Origin of the sequence: Pseudomonas sp. Cab53 (genome assembly GCF_018325965.1) — a bacterium.
GTDB classification, from domain to species: Bacteria; Pseudomonadota; Gammaproteobacteria; order Pseudomonadales; family Pseudomonadaceae; genus Aquipseudomonas; species Aquipseudomonas chlororaphis_E.
In genome coordinates this window covers 3,478,505-3,497,053 of sequence record NZ_AP021902.1, presented here as the reverse complement: position 1 = coordinate 3,497,053, position 18,549 = coordinate 3,478,505, and the positions used below count along the sequence as shown (strand labels likewise).

The following is an 18,549-nucleotide window of genomic DNA, read 5'->3' as shown; positions in this document are numbered from 1 at the left end:
CGGCCGGGGATGGGGTGCGCCGTTCATTTCGAATTTCAAAGACAGGTCCATTGCGACACTACAGTCGGCACGGGTTCTCGTGGTCCGTCCTTTTAGCGGGTGGGCCGTTTTCAAAGATGGGGATGTTTCCTTGGCAGTAAGTAATCTGGACATGCATGCGTTGTTTGTACTCGGTGACCTGCGGGCAAAACTGGTCAAACTGTTCCAGTCGCGTTTCGTCTACATCACCGAGCAGACCCCGGAAGGGATCTATGTCGCCGAAATCGACACCGAGTCGGCCCTGGTGGTCGATGACAAGCCCAGGCTGGAACTCAAGGTCGGTGATCATTTTCGCGCGGCGGTGTTGCCCAGTCGTGAGGGCGGCAAGTTTGAAATCCGCTTTCGCGAAATCAAGTTGACGGTCTATGGCCTGGGTGACTATGCCTTCGTCACGACGCCCGCGGGCCATGCGATCCTGTTCAAGGAAGGCCATAGCGTGGTGACGGTGTTCGCCGCCCACGAACAATTGCAGGAAGGCCTGACCAAGACCCTGAAAGCCGTCACCGCCAAGGCCGCCAAATGGCGCAAGGGCGAGCTCGTGACCTTCAAGGCCAGCGAGTGATACGGCTTCACCGCTGAAAATGCCTCGAAAACCGTGTGCGCGGTGGCCATTGTGCCTGGCTCGCTCGCAGTTTCTCAGGGGGCCGCTGGAACCTCGGCTACAGTCAATTGACTGAACTATTCAGAGGCTTGCGTTCGCTGACGCAGGGCCGTTCGGTTATGTCTGTATCTGGCACGAGGTGCAAAGCATGAAACGAGTTCGACAGTGGCTGGCTGCCTGGGCCACCTTGGCTGTGTTGGGGGCGCCGTTTCCGGCGTCGGCGGCTTCGGCACCGATCCACTTCGCCGACCTGAACTGGGAAAGCGGCAGCCTGATCACCGATATCCTGCGGATCATCGTCGAAAAAGGCTACGACCTGCCGACCGACACCTTGCCGGGTACCACCATCACCCTGGAAACCGCCCTGGCCAACAACGACATCCAGGTCATCGGTGAAGAGTGGGCCGGCCGCAGCCCGGTGTGGGTCAAGGCCGAGGCCGAGGGCAAGGTGGTCGCCCTGGGCGATACGGTCAAGGGCGCGACCGAGGGTTGGTGGGTGCCCGAGTACGTCATCAAGGGCGACCCGGCCAAAGGCATCAAGCCCGTGGCGCCGGATTTGCGCAGTGTCCAGGACCTGGCGCGCTACAAGCACGTGTTCAAGGACCCGGAGAGCCCGGACAAGGGCCGTTTCCTCAACAGCCCCATCGGCTGGACATCCGAGGTGGTCAACAAGCAGAAGCTCAAGGCCTACGGCCTGACGGACAGCTATGTGAATTTCCGCAGTGGCTCGGGGGCGGCGCTGGACGCTGAAATCACCTCGTCGATCCGCCGGGGCAAGCCGATCCTGTTTTATTACTGGTCACCCACGCCCTTGCTTGGAAAGTTCAAGCTGGTGCAGTTGCAGGAGCCGCCGTTCGATGCCGAGGCCTGGAAAACCCTCACCGATGCCGACAACCCCAATCCGAAGCCGACCCGATCCCTGGCCTCGAAACTGTCGATTGGCGTCTCCACGCCGTTCCAGCAGCAACACCCGGACATCGCCGAGTTCTTCGCCAAGGTCGATTTGCCCATCGATCCATTGAACAAGGCCCTGGCCGACATGAGCGAGAAACGCACACCGCCGCGCGAGGCCGCCGAAGCGTTCCTCAAGGCCCATCCGCAGGTCTGGCAGGCCTGGCTGCCCAAGGAGGTGGCGGACAAAGTCGCGGCCAGTCTCTAAAGAATGGCCAGCCGTTAGAACTCTTGATCCTGGGCAATGCGTCTTTCGCCGCAAACGGGCAGTCTGCGCCCGTCCGGCGAATTGCCAAATTCGAGCTAGGATGATTGTTCAACCTTTTTCAGGAGGGCTGGCGAATGACGCTTTTCTTGGCTCGGTCGCTGGTCGCAGTGTTTGCGACCATCAGCTTGATTCACTTGTATTGGGCCCTGGGTGGGCGTTGGGCGGTTTTGGCGGTGGTGCCCCAGGTGCCGGCCAAGCACGGCGAAGCGCTGCGACCGGCGTTCGATCCGTCGGGCTGGTTGACGTTGCTGGTGGCCTTGGCGCTGCTGTTGATCGCGGTTCTGGTGAGCCTGCGGGGCGGGCTGTTGGCACCGCCGGTCACGCACCGGGCGCTGCAATGGCTGATCAGCGCGATTGCCTTGCTGATGTTCGCCCGCGCCATCGGCGAGTCGGAGCTGGTGGGTTTCTTCAAGGAGTTCAAGGAGTCGACGTTTGCCAGGCTTGATACCTGGATCTATTCGCCGTTGTGCGTGGTGCTCGGGGCCGGGTTGCTGGCAGTGGCGTGGGTCTGAGGACAAGGCTGCAACACTGTTGTGGCGAGGGAGCTTGCTCCCGCTGGAGGGCGACTGAAGGCATCACCGTGGCGAGGGGATTTATCCCCGTTGGGGCGCGAAGCGGCCCTTATAACGGCTGAACGTGGTCAATCGGATGTACACAGGTGGCAGGCTTTGGGGTTGCTCCGCAACCCAGCGGGGATAAATCCCCTCGCCACAAAGGCGTTCGCTCGAAATACCCGTTAGCCCTCACGGCGACTGCTCACCTCCGCCGGCACATCATCCCCCGCCATGCGTTTGCGAAACAGCGCCGCCCGGGCCAGCAGCAGGGTGGTCACCGGCACGGTGATCGACAGCAGGATCGGGATCAACCAGGCGTGCAACACCGGCCCGGACTTGAGCCCCGAAAAGTACAGGATCGAGGCCAACGCCACGCACCAGGCCCCCAGGGTGGACGCCAGGGCCGGCGGATGCATGCGCTGGAAGTAATCCTTCAGCCGCACCAGGCCGATGGCGCCGGCCAGGGCGAACAGGCTGCCGAGCACCAGCAGGATCGCCACCGGGATTTCGATCCACATCGATAACTCCACGTTCATTCGATCACCTCGCCACGCAGCAGGAACTTGGCCAGGGCAAACGAGCCGACAAAGCCGAACAGGGCGATCAGCAGCGCCGCCTCGAAATAGGTGTCACTGGCGTAGCGGATGCCCAGCACCAGCATCATCAGCATCGCCACGATGTACAGGTAGTCCAGGGCCAGGACCCGGTCCTGCGCCGACGGCCCCTTGAACAGCCGCAGCAGGGTCAGCACCATCGCCAGGGAAAACAGGAACAGGCTCAGGAGAATCGCGTTGGACAGCAACGGGCTCATTCGAAAATCTCCATCAATGGGCGCTCGTAGGTGGCCTTGAAGTGCGCGATGAAGGCCGCCTCGTCGTCTAGGTCGAACACATGCAGCAGCAGGATGCTGCGGTCCAGGGCCAGTTCCGACCAGACCGTGCCTGGCACCACCGTAGTGATCATCGACAGCGCGGCCAGGCCGTTGGCATCGTTCAGGTCCAGCGGCACCTTGACGAAGCGCGAGCGCGGCGGACGGCGACCGGCGTTCAGCACGCCCCAGGCCACCGCGAGGTTGGACACCAGCACGTCACGGCCCACCAGCAGGAACAGCCGCAGCATCACCCACGGTCGGCGGATGCGGATCGGCCGCGGGCGCAACGGGCGCATCATCAGCGGGGCCAGGAAGCCCAGCGCGGCTCCCAGCAACAAGTGGCCGGGGCTCAGGGACAGGTTCATCACCAGCCACAACCACCAGAGTGCCAGGGACAGCCACGGGGCAGGGAACAGGCGCTTCATGGCTGCACCTCCAGCGTCGCGGCGCGCGCCTCGGGGCTGGGGATGGCACGGGTGGCCAGCACTGACATCACGTAATGTTCCGGGTTGTTCAGCGCCTGGGCGGCGGACTGGGTATAGCGCAGCAGCGGCTCGGCCTTGAAGGTCAGGGCGATGCCCAGGCCCAGCAGCACGATGATCGGCAGGCATTCGAAGGGCCGCAGCAACGGCGACGGTCGTTCCTGTGGCGTCCAGAAGCGTTGCACGCCCAGGCGCGAGAACGCGATCAGCGAGGCCAGCCCGGACAGGATCAGCAGTGCCAGCAGGCCCCACGCCTGGTTCGACACAGGCGTCTCGGCGCTGGCCCCCAGCCCTTGGGGATTGAGCAGCGCGCTCAGCAGGCCCAGCTTGCCGATGAAGCCGGACAGCGGCGGCATGCCGATGATCAACAGTGCACAGAAAATGAAGCTCAGGCCGAGGAACGCCATGGTCCAGGGGATCACTTGCCCGACCACGGCTTTCTGCTCGTCATCGAGGTTGATGCCCTTGGGCGGCTGCAAGGATTCCAGCGGGCGCGGCAAGCTGTCGAAATCGTCTTCCAAGGCCAGTTCATTGGCCGAGCGCGAGCGTTCGATCAGTTCGGCCAGCAGGAACAACGCGCAGAGCGCCAGGGTCGAGCTCACCAGGTAAAACAGCGCCGCGGCCACCAGGTTCGGTTGGGCGAAACCGATGGCCGCCAACAGGATCCCGGCCGAAACCAGGATGCTCAGGCTAGCCATGCGCTCCAATCGCTGGGCCGCCAGGATGGCGATGGCCGCGCAGACGATGGTCGCCATGCCGCCGTAGATCAGCCAGTCGGCGCCGAAGTACGCCGAGGCGCCGGCCTGGCCGGAGAACAGCAGGGTCCAAAGGCGCAGGATGGTGTAGACGCCGACCTTGGTCATGATCGCGAACAGCGCGGCCACCGGCGCACTGGCCGCGCTGTAGGCCGGCACCAGCCAGAAGTTCAGCGGCCACATGCCGGCCTTGGCCAGGAATGCCACCGCGAGGATGCCGGCCCCGGCGTGCAGCAGGCCGCGGTCGGCTTCCGGCACCAAAGGCACCTTCAACGCCAGGTCGGCCATGTTCAGGGTGCCGGTGACACCGTAGATCAGCGCCGCGCCGATCAGGAACAGCGACGAAGCCAGCAGGTTGATGGAGATGTAATGCAGGCCCGACGACACCCGCGCCCGTCCCGAGCCGTGGAGCATCAAGCCGTAGGACGCCGCCAGCAGCACTTCGAAGAACACGAACAGGTTGAACAGGTCGGCTGTGAGGAAGGCACCGTAGAGGCCCATCAGCTGGATCTGGAAAAGCGCGTGGAAACTGGCGCCGGCGCGGTCCCAACGCGCCGTGGCGAACAGCAGGGCGCTGACGCCGATGAACCCGGTCAGCACCAGCATCAGCGCCGACAGACGATCGACCACCAGGACGATGCCGAACGGTGCCTGCCAGTTGCCGGGCAGGTACACGCCAATGGAGGCGGGCAGGTCCTGGCCCTGGGTCCAGGCCAGCAGCAACACGGCGATGCCCAGGCCGAGCAGGCTGGAAAACAGGTTGATCCGCGCCTTCAGCGGTCGGTGTTTCTCGCCGAGCATCAGCATCAACGCCGCCGTCAGCAGCGGCAACAGGATCGGGGCGGCGATCAGGTGCGGCGTCAACGTCATTCCCGGGGCTCCCGGCCGTCCACATGGTCGGTGCCGGTCAGGCCCCGGGACGCCAGCAGCACCACCAGGAACAGCGCGGTCATGGCGAAGCTGATCACGATGGCGGTCAGCACCAGGGCCTGGGGCAGCGGGTCGGTGTAGTGCAACAGGTCCTGGGGTACGCCATCCTTGATGATCGGCTCCTTGCCGATGAACAGGCTGCCCATGCTGAAAATGAACAGGTTGACGCCATAGGACAGCAGGCACAGGCCCATGACCACCTGGAAGGTCCGGGGGCGCAGTACCAGCCAGACACCGGAGGCGGCGAGCACGCCGATTGCGATTGCGATGACTTCTTCCATCAGGCAGTGGCTCCTTTGAGAGGGGCGGCTTTGGCCTGCAGGCCCGGTTTGTGCGCGCGCACCGATTGGTGGGCCAGGGCGGTGAGGATCAACAGGGTCGAGCCGACCACCACGGCGTATACGCCAATGTCGAAGAACAAGGCGCTGGCCAGGTGAATGTCACCCAGCGGCGGCAGGTTGAAGTGCCAGGTGTGCGTGGTCAGGAACGGGTAGCCGACGGCCATCGCCCCCAGGCCCGTGACGGTGGCGAACAGCAAGCCGGTGCCCATCCAACGCAACGGCCGCAGGCTCATCTGGGCCTCGACCCACTGGGTGCCGGCCACCATGTACTGGAGAATGAACGCCACCGACATCACCAATCCGGCGACGAAACCGCCGCCCGGCTGGTTGTGGCCACGCATGAACAGATAGAACGAAACCACCAGGGCAATCGGCAGCAGCAGGCGCACCAGCACCGACGGCACCATCATGAAGCCCAATGCGGTGTCGCTGGCCTGGCGCGGGTTGACCAGGTCGGTGACCACGTCCGGCGCCAGCAGGCGTTGTTGCGCCGGCAACTGCATGCTTTCCTTCGGCGGGCGGAAACGTCGCAGCAAGGCGAACACCGCCAGCGCCACCGCCACCAGCACGGTGATTTCCCCCAGGGTGTCGAAGCCGCGGAAGTCCACCAGCATCACGTTCACCACGTTGCTGCCGCCGCCTTCGGGCAGGGCCCGGCTCAGGTAGAACGAGGAAATGTCGTTGGGCGTCTGGCGCGTCAGCATCGCGTAGGACAGCAACGCCATGCCGCCGCCCACCGCGATGGACAGCAACAAGTCCCGCAGGCGGCGAATGCGTGCGCGGCGTTCGCTGTTGGGCAACGGCGAGGCGTCTTCGATCCGTCGCGGCAGCCAGCGCAGCCCGAGCAGGATCAACACCGTGGTCACCACTTCCACCACCAGTTGGGTCAGGGCCAGGTCGGGGGCGGAGAACCAGACGAAGGTCACGCAGGTCATCAGCCCGCAGACACTGACCATGGTCAGGGCCGCCAGCCGGTGGTACTTGGCTTGCCAGGCCGCGCCCACGGCACAGGCGATCGCCAGCACCCACAGGGTGACGAACACGATGGAGCCGGGGATCTTCGGCCGATCGCCCCAGACCAGCGAGCTGTGCAGCATCGGGATCAGCCCCGCCAGCAGCGCGGCCAGGACCAGCCAGAACAATTGGGCTTGCAGGCGACGGGTGCTGATCCGCCGCTCCAGGCGCCGGCCCTGGCGCATCATCAACACCAGGCAGCGCTCGAACAGGCGCTTGCCGCTGAGCCGGCCAATGAATGGCGGGTGCTTGATGTGCCCCAGCCTGAACTGATTGCGCAGCAGCAGGTACAGCACGATGCCGCCGGACATTGCCACCAGGCTCATGATCATCGGCGCATTGAGGCCGTGCCAGATCGCCAGGCTGTACTCGGGCAGCGTGCCGCCCACCACGGGCAATGCCGCCGCCGCCAACAGGGAACCGACCACCTGGGCCGGGAAAATCCCCACCAGCAGGCAGGTGAACACCAGCAGTTCCACCGGTGCGCGCATCCAGCGCGGCGGCTCGTGGGGGGTGTGGGGAAGGTCGGTGGCGGCGGGGCCGAAGAACACGTCCACGGTGAAACGCAGAGAATAGGCGACGCTGAAGGTCCCGGCGATGGTGGCGATGATCGGCAGCGCCAGTTCGACCCAGGCCGTGGCGGAAATGAACACCGTCTCGGCGAAGAACATTTCCTTGGACAGAAAGCCGTTGAGCAACGGGACCCCGGCCATTGCCGCGCTGGCGACCATGGCCAGCGTCGCGGTGAACGGGATCAACCGGACCAGGCCGCTGAGCTTGCGGATGTCGCGGGTGCCGCTTTCGTGGTCGATGATCCCGGCCGCCATGAACAGCGAGGCCTTGAACGTGGCGTGGTTGAGGATATGGAACACCGCCGCCACGGCCGCCAGTGGGCTGTTGAGGCCCAACAGCAGGGTGATCAGCCCGAGGTGGCTGATGGTGGAGTAGGCCAGCAGGCCCTTGAGGTCATTCTGGAACATCGCGCAATAGGCGCCCAGCAGCAACGTACAGGCACCGGCGCCGCCGACGATGTAGAACCATTCTTCACTGCCCGACAGCGACGGCCACAGGCGCGCCAGCAGGAACACCCCGGCCTTGACCATGGTGGCCGAGTGCAGATACGCCGACACCGGCGTGGGCGCGGCCATGGCGTGGGGAAGCCAGAAATGGAAGGGGAATTGTGCGCTTTTGCTCAAGGCGCCGATCAGGATCAGCGCCAGCAGGATGGGGTAGAGGGCATGGGCCCGAATCAGTTCGCCGGCGGCCAGGACCTTGTCCAGGTCATAGCTGCCGACGACATGGCCGAGCAGCATCACCCCGGCCAACAGACAGAGGCCGCCGGCCCCGGTCACCATCAAGGCCATGTAGGCGCCACGGCGGGCATCGGCGCGATGGTGCCAGTAGCCGATCAGCAGGAAGGAAAAGAGGCTGGTCAGTTCCCAGAAAAACACCATCTGGATCAGGTTGCCAGAGATCACCAGGCCGAGCATGGCGCCCATGAACGCCAGGAAAAACGCGAAGAAGCGCGGCACCGGATCGTCCGGCGACATGTAGTAGCGCGCGTACAACGACACCAGCGTACCGATGCCCAGCACCAACAATGAAAACAGCCAGGCGAAGCCGTCCAGGCGCAGGACGAAGTCCAGGCCCAGGCTCGGCAGCCACGAATAGGTCTCGCGGATCACACCGCCGTCGGCGATCTGCGGGTACAACAAGGCCACCTGCACGGTGCCGACCAGGGCCACGAGGCCTGCCAGCAGCGATTCGGCGTTACGGGCGTTATGCGGCAGCAGTGCCGCGACACAGCTGCCGATGAAGGGCAAAAGCAATAGAACTATCAGTGACATAGGCTTCTATTCGGCGGTAGGTTCTCAAGGATCATACGTGCCCTGACCCGGATCACCAACCGCGAGGGTGTCGCAGAATCCTACAAGATAGGTGGAGTTTTCCGACTTTGCCGGTTCAGAGGGCTGTCTCAGCCCTCGCGCTCCAGAACTTCATCCGCCTCGATCACGCCTTTGCCTCGGGTTTTCAACTCACTGACAATCACCGCCGCCACGATCAGGGCCGCGCCGAACAAGGCAATCGCCGGCAACCGCTCGCCCGCCAGGCGCCCGGCGATACCGGCCCAGACCGGCTCGCCGGCGTAGATCAGCGTGGCGCGGGTCGGCGAGACACTTTTCTGCGCCCAGTTCATCGCCACCTGGATCGCTGCGCTCGCTGCCCCCAGGCCGACGGCGCTGAACAGCAGCAGCCAGGAAAATTCCGGAAGCCTTTCCTGGGTGGGCACCACCATCAGGAACGCCAGCACGGCGGTGCTTGCCAGTTGCACCACGGTGACCCGGCGAACGTCGACCTGGCCGGCGTAGGCGCTGATCAGGATGATCTCGGCGGCAATCGCGATGGCGCTGATCAGCGTGGCGATTTCACCGGTGCTGAAATTCAACGAGGCCCCGGCCGGGCCCGATACCAGCATCAGCCCGGTGAACGCCAGCATGATGCCGATGCTGGGCATCAAGCCTGGCCGGCGGCCCAGCACCAGCCACTGCAACAGCGGTACGAAAGGCACGTAGAGCGCGGTGATGAACGCCGACTGGCTGCTGGGGATCGTCTGCAAGCCAACGGTTTGCAAGCCATAGCCGAGCATGATCGCCACACCGATGAAACCTCCGGCCTTGAGTTCGAACAGGGTCAGGTTTCGCAGGTGACGCCACGAGAACAGCGCCACGAATGCCGCCGCCGCGGCGAAGCGCAAGCCGACGAAAAACATCGGCCCGCTGACTGTCATGGCGTGCTGCACCAGCAGGAATGTCCCGCCCCAGATCATGGTGATCAGCACCAGCACGCATTCGGCCTTGCTGAATCGAGAGAAACGAGGGGAAGCTTGAGGGGAGTTCACCGATGCCATGACCTTGCGCGCCACATGAGGCAGACGCACAATGCGTCCGAAGTTGGGCAGTATAATGCGCAGCCCCAGTATGTGAGCAATATAGTGCACAAAGAATCCGGCCAGCGGGCGTCCGTCCTGCAACACGTCAGCCAGAATGTCCGCCGCCTGCGGCATGCCGCGCAGCTCAGCCAGAGTGCATTGGCGGAGCGGTCCGGGGTCAGCCGGCGAATGCTGGTGGCGATCGAAGCCGGCGAGAAGAATGTCAGCCTGACCACCCTGGACCGCATCGCCGAAGCCCTCGACGTGGCTTTCAGCGACCTGATCCAGGCCCCCGATGCCCGTGACCCCAGCCGCATCAATGAACTGGCCTGGGCCGGTACTTTCCCCGGCAGCAAGGCGGTGTTGCTGGCCAAGGCCACTGCCAGCCGCGAGGTCGAACTCTGGGAATGGCGCCTGGAGCCCGGAGAGCATTATCCTTCTGAACCCGACGCTGACGGCTGGAGCGAGCAGCTCTATGTGTTTGAGGGTTGCCTGACGCTGCTGCTGGGCGACGAAGCGCGGCAGATCGGCGCCGGTGAGTTTTTCATGTTCGCCAGCAACCAGCCCCACGCCTATCGCAATGAGGGGCCGGTGGCGGTGCGATTTGTACGCAATGTGGTGATTTGAAGCCTGGGGGAGAGCGGTATGCAGACAGCGCCGGAGCAACAGGCGAAGGACATCGCCCGTGAAGCCGATGTGATCATTGTCGGCGGCGGCCTGAGCGGTGCCTTGCTGGCGGCGCAATTGCTGCGCCTGCCGGGCCGCCGTGAGGTCCTGGTGGTCGAGCCACGCAGCGAGCTGGGCCGAGGCGAGGCCTATAGCGCCGTGGAACTGGGGCATACCCTGAACGGTAACGCAGCGCGGATGAGCGTCGATCCCGACAACGCCGATGACCTGACCCAATGGCTCACCGCGTTCATCGAGGCCGGTGGCTGGCCCGAGTCGGATCAGCAGCACGTGCCGATCAGCGAACTGTTTCCACCGCGGGGAATCTTTGGCCTGTACGTGCAACAACGCCTGGACGAGGCCCGGGCGGTCGGCGCTCAGCACGGCTCCGTGGCCGAGCACGTGCGCGGGGAGGTGGTGGATCTGCAGCTTGTCGAGGGTGCGGTGTTGCTGACGTTGAATGACGGCCAGGTCCTGCGCGGGCGTTTCGCCGTGCTGGCCACCGGCATGTTCCCGGCGGCGCGAACGCCGCAGACCGAATCCAGCGGCTTGAACGCCGCAGCCCTGGATCCCTGGGACGTGGCCGCGATGCGCCAGCTCGATCCCCAGGCCACGGTGCTGATCATCGGCTCGGGGCTGACCATGGTCGATGCGGTGGTGTCGTTGGAACAGGCCGGGCACCGTGGGCCCATCGAAGTGTTTTCCCGCCATGGGCTGTTGCCGCATGTGCGCCGCCAACCGCCGGCGTGGGCAGATTTTCTTGCCGAAGACCACAGCCTGCGTTCGCCGCGCCAACTGATGCGCGCGTTGCGTCACCAGTGCCGCCAGGCCCAGGCCCAAGGCATCGATTGGCAGGCGCCGCTGGACACGGTACGCGCGCATATCGGGCGCTTGTGGAGCCAGGCCAGCGATGTACTGCGCCGGCAGTTCGTGCGACATGTCCGGCCCTGGTGGGAGAGCCATCACCACCGTTCGCCGCCGTTGAGTGCGGAACTGGTGGCGCGTCTGCACGAAGAAGGGCGGTTGCGGATTCAGGCGGCGTCGTTCAAGGGGCTGGTCGAGTCGGCCGAGGGCACCGTCGCAATTCGCCTCCGTCGGCGCGGCGAGGCCGGGACGACCGTGGTGCAGGGCGCTGCGTTGATCAACTCCAGTGGCATCGAATACGACTGGCGCCGGGTGGCCCGGCCATTACCGCAGCAACTGCTGGCCCGCGGCCTGATCCAGCCCGGCCCGCTGGCCCTGGGCATCGCCGCCCGTGCCGACGGCGCGGTAATCAATGCCCGAGGCGAACCCGCCGACCGCCTGTTCGCCATGGGCCCGCCGCTGCGGGGGATGTGGTGGGAAAGTACCGCCGTGACTGATGTGGCGAGTCAGGCGAAGGTGTTGGCGGGGCGGTTGGTCGAGTTGCAAGGCCAGGGCTCAAACTGATTCGAGCCCCTGTGGCGAGGGAGCTTGCTCCCGCTGGGCTACGAAGTAGCCCTGAAACCATTCACCTGGGTGTGTCAGGTTGGTCGTATGCAGCATTCAGTCTCTTTGGGGTTGCTGCGCAACCCAGCGGGAGCAAGCTCCCTCGCCACAGGGCGTTCACTGAAGTGAGCGGTTGCGGTTATAACTCGCTGATGTTCACCCAACGCTGCTCCCGCGCCGCCAGGCGAATCGCCGCCGCCAGGCGTTCCACCGCCCAGGCCTCTTCGAAGTCCGTGCCGTGGCCCGCTTCGCCGGCCAGGGCCATGAGCAGTTCCTGCACCTCCAGCGTTTTCAGTTCGTTGTAGCCCAACTGGTGCCCGGCGGCCGGGCTGAAGGCGGCGTAGCCGGGGAGGTCCGGGCCGGCCAGCAGGCGCTGGAACCCGGTTTCGCCGGCGCGGCACAGGCGCAGTTCATTGAGCCGTTCCTGATCGAACGCCAAGGTGCCGAGGGTGCCGCTGATCTCGAAGGCCAGGTGGTTCTTGTAGCCGTGCTTGAGCCAACTGCTGCTCACCGTGCCACAGGCGCCATTGGCGAAGCGCAGCAGCGCGTGCACATGGTCGTCCACCGCGATGGTGCGCTGTTCGCGATTGCCGGCGCTGGCGGGGCGCTGGGTGTGCACGGTCTGGCTGACGGCACACACCGCCTCGACATCGCCCAGCAGATGCCGGGCCATCGCCAGCAAATGGCTGCCCAGGTCCGCCAGGGCACCGCCGGCGTGGGCCGCTTCGCAGCGCCATGACCAGGGCGAGGCCGGGTTGGCCATGAAGTCTTCGCTGAACTCGCCCTGGAAACTGACGATCGAGCCCAGTTCCCCGCGCTGGATGATCTCCCGCGCCAACTGGATGATCGGGTTGTGCTGGTAGTTGTAGCCGACCCGGGTGACCACGCCCGCCGCCTTGGCCGCCTGGCGCATCTGGTCGGCCTGGTCGAGGGACACGGCCAGGGGCTTCTCGCAATACACCGGTTTGCCCGCCGCCAGCGCCGCCATGGCCATGGGGAAGTGCAAATGGTTGGGAGTGGTGATGGCGACCAGATTGACCTTGGGGTCTTCGATCAACCGTTGCCAGTCACTGTGGGCCGTCTCGAAGCCCCAGCTCTGTGCGCATTGCCGGGCGCGCTGCGGGTCGGCGTCGGCCAGGGCCGCCAATGTCAGGGGGTGGGGAAGGTCAAAGACCGCCTTGGCCTGGTGGAACGCCAAGGCATGGGCACGGCCCATGAAGCCGGTGCCAATCAGACCGATGCCGAGTTCGCGCATGAGAAGAGCCCTTTGAGTTGTTATTGTCAGAGGGCTCTTTATGGAATAAAAATTCCCTAATTGCAAATATTGGAATAAATATTCATTGATGCAATGGAAAATCTCTGTGGGAGCGGGCTTGCCCGCGAAGAGGCCCGGGCTATCCAGCATCTCCATCGACTGACACACCGCTTTCGCGGGCAAGCCCGCTCCCACATCTGGGATATGCGGGTCTCAGGAAAGAAACCCGCCATCCACATTCAGCGCCACGCCCGTGGTGTAGCTCGACGCGTCGCTGGCCAGGTACAACACCGTGCCAGCCATTTCGCTCGGGTCGGCCACGCGCTTGAGCGGGATCTGGGCCAGGGCGGTCTTGAGGATGCTGTCGTTCTTGACCAGCGCCGAGGCGAACTTGGTGTCGGTCAGGCCCGGCAGCAGGGCGTTGCAGCGGATGCCGAACTGCGCGCATTCCTTGGCGAAGACCTTGGTCATGTTGATCACCGCCGCCTTGGTCACCGAATAGATGCCCTGGAAGATCCCCGGCGAGATGCCGTTGATCGACGCCACGTTGATGATGCTGCCGCCGCCGTTCTCGCGCATCAACTTGCCGGCTTCCACCGACATGAAGAAGTAGCCGCGGATGTTCACGTCCACGGTTTTCTGGAAGGCGCCCAGGTCCGTGTCCAGGACGTTGCAGAACTGCGGGTTGGTGGCGGCGTTGTTGACCAGGATGTCCAGGCGCCCGAACTGCTCGCGGATGCCCGCGAAGACCTGGCTGATCTGTTCCATTTCACCGATGTGGCAAGCGATGGCGGTGGCCTTGCCGCCCGCGGCGACGATGGCGTCGGCCACCTGCTGGCAGCCGTCGAGCTTGCGGCTGGACACGATCACGTGGGCGCCTTGCTGGGCCAGCAACTTGGCGATGGCCTCGCCGATGCCGCGACTGGCACCGGAAACGAAAGCGATTTTACCGTCGAGGTCGAACAACTGAGTCTTGGACATGCGGTTTCCCTTGTTATAGGTGCGCTCAGAGCGTGGATTTGCGGATGACCTGCAGGCTCATCTGCTCCAGCAGCTTGTTCATCTGAACGAACTGCGCGAAGCGTTTGTCCTGGGTCTGGCCGTGGTAGAAGCGGTAGTAGATCTGTTGGACGATACCGGCCAGGCGGAACAGGCCGTAGGTGTAGTAGAAATCGAAGTTGTCGATGCGAATGCCGGCGCGTTCGGCGTAGTAGTCGACGAACTCGCGGCGGGTCAGCATGCCGGGCGCGTGGCTGGGCTGGCGCCGCATCAGTTGCACCGGCGCCGGGTCGTCGGCCTCGATCCAGTAGGCGAGGCTGTTGCCCAGGTCCATCAGCGGATCACCCAGGGTGGTCAATTCCCAGTCGAGCACGCCGATGATCTGCATCGGGTTCTCGGGGTCCAGGATGACGTTGTCGAAGCGGTAGTCGTTGTGCACGATGCTGGACGTCGGGTGGTCGGCGGGCATCTTGTCGTTGAGCCAGTCCTTGACGGCCTGCCATTGCGGCGCGTCGGGGGTCAGGGCTTTTTCGTAGCGCTCGCTCCAGCCACGGATCTGCCGGGCCACGTAGCCTTGGGGCTTGCCCAGGTCCGCCAGGCCGCAGGCGTTGTAGTCGACCCGGTGCAGTTCCACCAGCCGGTCGATGAAACTCTTGCACAGCGCTTCGGTGCGGGCAGCGTCGAAACCCAGTTCCGGCGGTAGGTCGGAGCGCAGGATGATGCCCTTGACCCGTTCCATCACATAGAACTCGGCACCGATCACCGACTCGTCGGTGCAGTGCACGTAGGCTTTCGGGCAGTACGGGAACCCCTCGCGCAACTGATTGAGGATGCGGAATTCGCGGCCCATGTCGTGGGCGGACTTGGCCTTGTGGCCGAACGGCGGGCGCCGCAGGACGAACTCCTGTTCGGGGTACTCCAGCAGGTAGGTCAGGTTCGACGCGCCACCGGGGAACTGGCTGATCCGTGGCAAACCGGTGAGGCCCGGAATGTGGGCCTTGAGGTACGGGTCGATCAGACTGGCATCGAGTTCTTCACCGTCGCGCACGCGGGTGGACTGATCAGTAAACGCCATGCTTATCCCTTCTGCTTATTTTGGAGGCCATCGATCATTGGCTAATCTAATGGCGCGCGGGAGGCGTCACAAGCACGCCAGGGTCTTATAGGTTAGCGTGTTGCTGGATAATCAGCGGGCCTGATGCGTCCAGGTGAGCTATGGTTTCGGGGTCGCTTCAAGGAGTCGCCGCGATGGGATGCCCGCAGGTCTGCAGCACCGCCACCTTGCAATGCAGCTTCGGCGCCGCGCCAGCGGTGCTCAACGTATTGCCGGTCAACCGAATGCTGACTGGCGGGATGCCGGCAGCGAACATCATGGATCACATTCCGTTGGTGAACGTCACCACGTTCGGCATGTGCATGAGCCTGGCCAACCCGACCGTCGCCGCCGCCACGGCCGCCGCCCTGGGCGTGCTCACCCCATGCCCTGCATCCCCGCCACCGCCACCCCCTGGATCCCGGGCGGCCCACCGACCCTGCTGCTGGGCAACATGCCGGCCATCGATGCCAACAGCACCTTGATGTGCTCCTGGGCCGGGGTCATCAAGATTGTCGTGCCGGGGCAGGTGCAGATGTTGATTCCCTGACTGGCTGGGTGTGCAGCTATTGGTGGTCTCCTGCGCAGGTGCGAGCAAAAGCTGCGTACACCCCAAATCCCTTGTGGGAGCGGGCTTGCCCGCGAAAGCGGAGTGTCTGTCATGAATATGTTGAATGTGCCGCCGTCTTCGCGGGCAAGCCCGGCTCCCACAAGGGCAGTGGTGTCTGCAGAGGCGGTGTACACCCTCTACAAAAGTAAGGAGTTCAGGCCTGCGCCGGGTCGTTCCAGCGCCGCAGCCACCAGCGCAGCCGGGAGATCGGTTTGCCTTCGGCGTCCAGCGGGCGGCCGTCTTCGGCGTAGGCGTGGGCCGGTTCCAGCAGTTGGCCATTGAGGTAACGGGCCTCGACCGCGGGGTTGCCGTTGGCGTGCAGGCGGCGGTAACGGCCGTCGCGTACGCCGTCGCGATAGAACTCGGCCTCGGCCAGTTGCCCGTCGGGGAAGTAGTTATTGGCTTCGCCGTGGAGCAAGCCGGCGCGGTAGGTGGCCTGGCGCTGCAAACCGCCTTCGGCCGCATAAAAACTCGCCACCCCCTGCAGCTTGCCGTTGACGAAGGGCAGCACCGCCGAAACCTTGCCGTTGGGGTGATACAACGTACTGGTGCCTTGTAGTTCACCGCGGTGGTAGTTGAGTTTCGCCTGGGGGCGGCGGGCTTCTTCGATGTGCAGTGGGCCGTCGAGCCGGCCCTCGATCAACTGGCCGTTCAGTTGACTGTCGCCACGTTCCACGTCGAGTGTTTTCGAGGCCATCGATGCGCTCCCCTCAGTTGACCTTCACCAGGCCACCTTTGATGGTCAGCATGCCACCGCCGTCCACGGTCTGTTCGGCGGCGGCCTTGTTCACCAGGCTGATGCCGGCGTCGTTGGTCAGGGTGGTGCCGGCCTTGTTTTCCAGTGAAGTGCCGGCCTGGTTGCTCAGAGCCGTGCCGGCCTTCTGGCTGATGGACGTGCTGGCCTGGGCCGCCAGGTCGGCGCCACTCTTGATCGCGAAGCTGCCGCCGCTTTGCAGGGTCAGGGTGCCGCTGACCTTGATCGTCAGATTTCCGTCCACCGTGAGGTCGTAGTTGCCGGTGACCTTGTGCGCGTAGTTGCCGCCGGTGCTGTGGGTCTGGTCCGAACCCACGGTCACGCTGCGGGTGTCCTTGACGTCGAGGCTGTCGCTGCCGGTCTGGATCGTCACGCTGCGCTTGCCTTTCTCCAGGGTGACGGTCTCGTCGCCGTCCTTGACCGTGCGGGTACGGGCGTTCTGCACCGTGAGGGTTTCATCGTGGCCGACGGTGGCGGTGGTGTCGTTGAGCACGTTGATGTTGAGGTCCTTCTGGGCCTGGAGGAACACTTCTTCGGCGTCCTTCTTGTCCTCGAAGCGCAACTCGTTGAAACCGCCGCCGCCCTTGGACGATTGGGTCTTGATCCCGGATTGGGTCTGGTTCGCCGGCAGCGCATAGGGCAAGGCGTTGTCGCCGTTATAGACGCAGCCGGTCACCAGCGGACGGTCCGGGTCGCCGTCGATGAACGTGACGATGACCTCCTGGCCGATCCGGGGTACGAACTGCATGCCGAACCCCTTGCCGCTCCAGGGCAGGACCACGCGTACCCAGCAGGAGGAGGTTTCATCGTTCTTCTCGGTGCGATCCCAGGGAAACTGCAACTTGATCCGCCCGTATTCATCGGTCCAGATTTCCTCGCCGGCCTTGCCCACCACCACCGCGGTCTGGGGGTGCATGCGCGGTTTTGGCGTGAGGCGGGCCGGTCGGTAGGCCGTGGCCTTGGGAATCGCCTCGAACCGGTTGTAGTAGCTGTCGTGGCTGGCCTCGTGGCTGACCGAGGTCACCACCCAGTCGATGTTCAGCGCCGGGTCTTCATGCCCGGCCAGGGTGAACCAGTACCCCGGCACCAGCCAGCGGCAGTCGCTTTCGCCGACAAACCGCTGCGCCTGGCTGCGCAGGCCGTCGATTCGCTGCTTGGTCAGTGCGTCGCCCTGGGCCTTGGCGGTGTAGCCGCCCGGATGCTCGTACATCGAACTCGGCCCGGCCACGGCTTCGGCCTGGCTGTAGAGCGATGTGGTGGGGGTGGTGAATTCGTAGTCGGTCGCCTGGTAGACCCCGGCCACCGCTTGCAGGGACACGTGCCCGGTCCGGACGCCATGCAGTTCGCGGTCGCCAATTTTCTGCCCGAGGTAGTTCACCGTCGGTCCGTTAGGGATCGGCGCGAAGGCGTCGTTGTTGTCGGCCAGTACCAGCGTGTGCGTGCCTTGCGCGTGGGTGAAGAACCAGAAGATCCCGTCCTCTTCCAGCAGGCGCGAGACAAAGGCCAGGTCGGTTTCGCCGTACTGCACGCAATACTCGCGGGGGCTGTAGCTGCCGGTGAGCTCGAGCTTGAAGTCGGTAAAGCCGTGGGCCTTGAAAATCGTCGTGACGATGTCCGATGTCGCGAGGTTCTGGAACACCCGATTGTTGCTGGCCAGCCCCAACCACCAGAGCCAGGGCCTGAGCAGCAGTTGATAGCGCTCGGCGGTGGCGTCGGCGGGCAACTGGCGGATTTCGGCCACCAGCAGGTCCAGCGGGCGCAGCAGCGCGTCCTTGTGCAGGGTCGTGGTGACGTGGCTACCGATGGCCGTGGTGAGGGTCAATGGGGCGCCGTCGTTGAGGCCGTTGAGGACGTGCGAACCCAGTGCGTTGAGACGCTCTTCGCCGGACAGCGAGTCCGGGTACAGCGCGGCCAGCGTCGCGGCAGTGAGGGAAAGGGTGGTGTTGCTGTCGGTGGAGCGGGGCATGCGC

At 64.5% G+C, this 18,549-nt stretch carries 18 protein-coding genes and 1 pseudogene; 6 read left to right on the top strand and 13 right to left on the bottom strand.

Annotation, left to right across the window (positions count from 1 at the left end; all coding sequences use genetic code 11):
• The first annotated feature begins 151 nt into the window (after positions 1–151).
• The 3 genes from KI241_RS15085 (at position 152) to KI241_RS15075 (ending at position 2,371) form a co-directional block, all read left to right on the top strand.
• Entirely contained in the window at positions 152–601 is a 450-nt protein-coding gene (locus KI241_RS15085) for a hypothetical protein (protein ID WP_042730575.1), read from the top strand.
• A gap of 187 nt (positions 602–788) precedes the next feature.
• On the top strand, positions 789–1,799 hold the full coding sequence (locus KI241_RS15080) for an ABC transporter substrate-binding protein (protein WP_047738866.1): 1,011 nt from the start codon (positions 789–791) through the stop codon (positions 1,797–1,799).
• A 134-nt stretch (positions 1,800–1,933) separates the two neighbouring features.
• Positions 1,934–2,371 carry a DUF3995 domain-containing protein gene (locus KI241_RS15075; RefSeq protein ID WP_042730573.1) on the top strand — a complete coding sequence of 146 codons (438 nt, stop codon included), beginning with the start codon at positions 1,934–1,936 and terminating at the stop codon, positions 2,369–2,371.
• A 224-nt stretch (positions 2,372–2,595) separates the two neighbouring features.
• On the opposite strand, the gene KI241_RS15070 is transcribed toward KI241_RS15075, so the two are convergent.
• From KI241_RS15070 to KI241_RS15040, 7 genes are all read right to left on the bottom strand, one after another.
• A complete protein-coding gene (locus tag KI241_RS15070; protein ID WP_042730572.1) occupies positions 2,596–2,949 on the bottom strand; it encodes a Na+/H+ antiporter subunit G in 354 nt (117 codons plus the stop codon).
• Positions 2,946–3,224 carry a K+/H+ antiporter subunit F gene (locus KI241_RS15065; protein WP_024780040.1) on the bottom strand — a complete coding sequence of 93 codons (279 nt, stop codon included), beginning with the start codon at positions 3,222–3,224 and terminating at the stop codon, positions 2,946–2,948. Before KI241_RS15065 ends, KI241_RS15070 begins: the two co-directional genes overlap by 4 nt.
• On the bottom strand, positions 3,221–3,709 hold the full coding sequence (locus KI241_RS15060; protein ID WP_042730571.1) for a Na+/H+ antiporter subunit E: 489 nt from the start codon (positions 3,707–3,709) through the stop codon (positions 3,221–3,223). The genes KI241_RS15065 and KI241_RS15060 overlap by 4 nt, the downstream gene beginning before the upstream one ends.
• Positions 3,706–5,391, bottom strand: coding sequence for a monovalent cation/H+ antiporter subunit D (locus KI241_RS15055; RefSeq protein WP_212802668.1), 1,686 nt, complete (start codon positions 5,389–5,391; stop codon positions 3,706–3,708). The genes KI241_RS15060 and KI241_RS15055 overlap by 4 nt, the downstream gene beginning before the upstream one ends.
• Complete coding sequence (locus KI241_RS15050) at positions 5,388–5,732, bottom strand: Na+/H+ antiporter subunit C (protein ID WP_003180540.1); 345 nt, start codon at positions 5,730–5,732, stop codon at positions 5,388–5,390. The genes KI241_RS15055 and KI241_RS15050 overlap by 4 nt, the downstream gene beginning before the upstream one ends.
• On the bottom strand, positions 5,732–8,653 hold the full coding sequence (locus KI241_RS15045) for a monovalent cation/H+ antiporter subunit A (protein ID WP_212802667.1): 2,922 nt from the start codon (positions 8,651–8,653) through the stop codon (positions 5,732–5,734). Before KI241_RS15045 ends, KI241_RS15050 begins: the two co-directional genes overlap by 1 nt.
• 128 nt (positions 8,654–8,781) lie before the next feature.
• Complete coding sequence (locus tag KI241_RS15040) at positions 8,782–9,804, bottom strand: DMT family transporter (protein ID WP_212802666.1); 1,023 nt, start codon at positions 9,802–9,804, stop codon at positions 8,782–8,784.
• Between KI241_RS15040 and KI241_RS15035 the strand changes: the two genes are divergently transcribed.
• Both KI241_RS15035 and KI241_RS15030 read left to right on the top strand, forming a co-directional pair.
• Complete coding sequence (locus KI241_RS15035; RefSeq protein ID WP_212802665.1) at positions 9,799–10,362, top strand: XRE family transcriptional regulator; 564 nt, start codon at positions 9,799–9,801, stop codon at positions 10,360–10,362. The genes KI241_RS15040 and KI241_RS15035 overlap by 6 nt on opposite strands.
• Before the next feature lie 18 nt (positions 10,363–10,380).
• Positions 10,381–11,829, top strand: a complete 1,449-nt coding sequence (locus tag KI241_RS15030; RefSeq protein WP_212802664.1) for an FAD/NAD(P)-binding protein — start codon at positions 10,381–10,383, stop codon at positions 11,827–11,829.
• A gap of 178 nt (positions 11,830–12,007) precedes the next feature.
• Here the strand turns inward: KI241_RS15030 and KI241_RS15025 are convergent, their stop codons facing one another.
• The 4 genes from KI241_RS15025 to KI241_RS28015 all read right to left on the bottom strand — a co-directional run bounded on the left by KI241_RS15025 (position 12,008) and on the right by KI241_RS28015 (position 15,495).
• Complete coding sequence (locus tag KI241_RS15025; RefSeq protein WP_042730565.1) at positions 12,008–13,123, bottom strand: Gfo/Idh/MocA family oxidoreductase; 1,116 nt, start codon at positions 13,121–13,123, stop codon at positions 12,008–12,010.
• Between the two features lie 213 nt (positions 13,124–13,336).
• Positions 13,337–14,104, bottom strand: a complete 768-nt coding sequence (locus KI241_RS15020) for an SDR family oxidoreductase (protein WP_042730564.1) — start codon at positions 14,102–14,104, stop codon at positions 13,337–13,339.
• Between the two features lie 25 nt (positions 14,105–14,129).
• Positions 14,130–15,197 (bottom strand): phosphotransferase family protein, encoded by a 1,068-nt coding sequence (locus tag KI241_RS15015; RefSeq protein ID WP_047738853.1) that lies wholly within the window; start codon positions 15,195–15,197, stop codon positions 14,130–14,132.
• Positions 15,198–15,354: 157 nt separating this feature from the next.
• On the bottom strand, positions 15,355–15,495 hold the full coding sequence (locus KI241_RS28015) for a hypothetical protein (protein ID WP_280529471.1): 141 nt from the start codon (positions 15,493–15,495) through the stop codon (positions 15,355–15,357).
• Here KI241_RS28015 and KI241_RS15010 point away from each other — a divergent pair.
• A pseudogene (locus KI241_RS15010) lies at positions 15,434–15,765 on the top strand (DUF4280 domain-containing protein). The gene KI241_RS28015 and the pseudogene KI241_RS15010 overlap by 62 nt on opposite strands.
• 214 nt (positions 15,766–15,979) lie before the next feature.
• On the opposite strand, the gene KI241_RS15005 reads toward KI241_RS15010, so the two are convergent.
• Together KI241_RS15005 and tssI are read right to left on the bottom strand one after the other, a co-directional pair.
• Complete coding sequence (locus KI241_RS15005) at positions 15,980–16,522, bottom strand: toxin-antitoxin system YwqK family antitoxin (protein WP_042732223.1); 543 nt, start codon at positions 16,520–16,522, stop codon at positions 15,980–15,982.
• 13 nt (positions 16,523–16,535) lie between these two features.
• Entirely contained in the window at positions 16,536–18,545 is a 2,010-nt protein-coding gene (tssI, locus tag KI241_RS15000; RefSeq protein WP_212802663.1) for a type VI secretion system tip protein VgrG, read from the bottom strand.
• Positions 18,546–18,549: the final 4 nt, after the last annotated feature.

What these genes read in the sequence shown, in the direction of transcription:
- KI241_RS15045 (WP_212802667.1), bottom strand. Translation starts at nt 8,653, where the DNA reads ATGTCACTGATAGTTCTATTGCTTTTGCCCTTCATCGGCAGCTGTGTC.
- KI241_RS15060 (WP_042730571.1), bottom strand. Translation starts at nt 3,709, where the DNA reads ATGAAGCGCCTGTTCCCTGCCCCGTGGCTGTCCCTGGCACTCTGGTGG.
- KI241_RS15030 (WP_212802664.1), top strand. Translation starts at nt 10,381, where the DNA reads ATGCAGACAGCGCCGGAGCAACAGGCGAAGGACATCGCCCGTGAAGCC.
- KI241_RS15065 (WP_024780040.1), bottom strand. Translation starts at nt 3,224, where the DNA reads ATGAGCCCGTTGCTGTCCAACGCGATTCTCCTGAGCCTGTTCCTGTTT.
- KI241_RS28015 (WP_280529471.1), bottom strand. Translation starts at nt 15,495, where the DNA reads ATGATGTTCGCTGCCGGCATCCCGCCAGTCAGCATTCGGTTGACCGGC.
- tssI (WP_212802663.1), bottom strand. Translation starts at nt 18,545, where the DNA reads ATGCCCCGCTCCACCGACAGCAACACCACCCTTTCCCTCACTGCCGCG.
- KI241_RS15055 (WP_212802668.1), bottom strand. Translation starts at nt 5,391, where the DNA reads ATGACGTTGACGCCGCACCTGATCGCCGCCCCGATCCTGTTGCCGCTG.
- KI241_RS15025 (WP_042730565.1), bottom strand. Translation starts at nt 13,123, where the DNA reads ATGCGCGAACTCGGCATCGGTCTGATTGGCACCGGCTTCATGGGCCGT.
- KI241_RS15050 (WP_003180540.1), bottom strand. Translation starts at nt 5,732, where the DNA reads ATGGAAGAAGTCATCGCAATCGCAATCGGCGTGCTCGCCGCCTCCGGT.
- KI241_RS15020 (WP_042730564.1), bottom strand. Translation starts at nt 14,104, where the DNA reads ATGTCCAAGACTCAGTTGTTCGACCTCGACGGTAAAATCGCTTTCGTT.
- KI241_RS15080 (WP_047738866.1), top strand. Translation starts at nt 789, where the DNA reads ATGAAACGAGTTCGACAGTGGCTGGCTGCCTGGGCCACCTTGGCTGTG.
- KI241_RS15085 (WP_042730575.1), top strand. Translation starts at nt 152, where the DNA reads ATGCATGCGTTGTTTGTACTCGGTGACCTGCGGGCAAAACTGGTCAAA.
- KI241_RS15015 (WP_047738853.1), bottom strand. Translation starts at nt 15,197, where the DNA reads ATGGCGTTTACTGATCAGTCCACCCGCGTGCGCGACGGTGAAGAACTC.
- KI241_RS15070 (WP_042730572.1), bottom strand. Translation starts at nt 2,949, where the DNA reads ATGAACGTGGAGTTATCGATGTGGATCGAAATCCCGGTGGCGATCCTG.
- KI241_RS15075 (WP_042730573.1), top strand. Translation starts at nt 1,934, where the DNA reads ATGACGCTTTTCTTGGCTCGGTCGCTGGTCGCAGTGTTTGCGACCATC.
- KI241_RS15005 (WP_042732223.1), bottom strand. Translation starts at nt 16,522, where the DNA reads ATGGCCTCGAAAACACTCGACGTGGAACGTGGCGACAGTCAACTGAAC.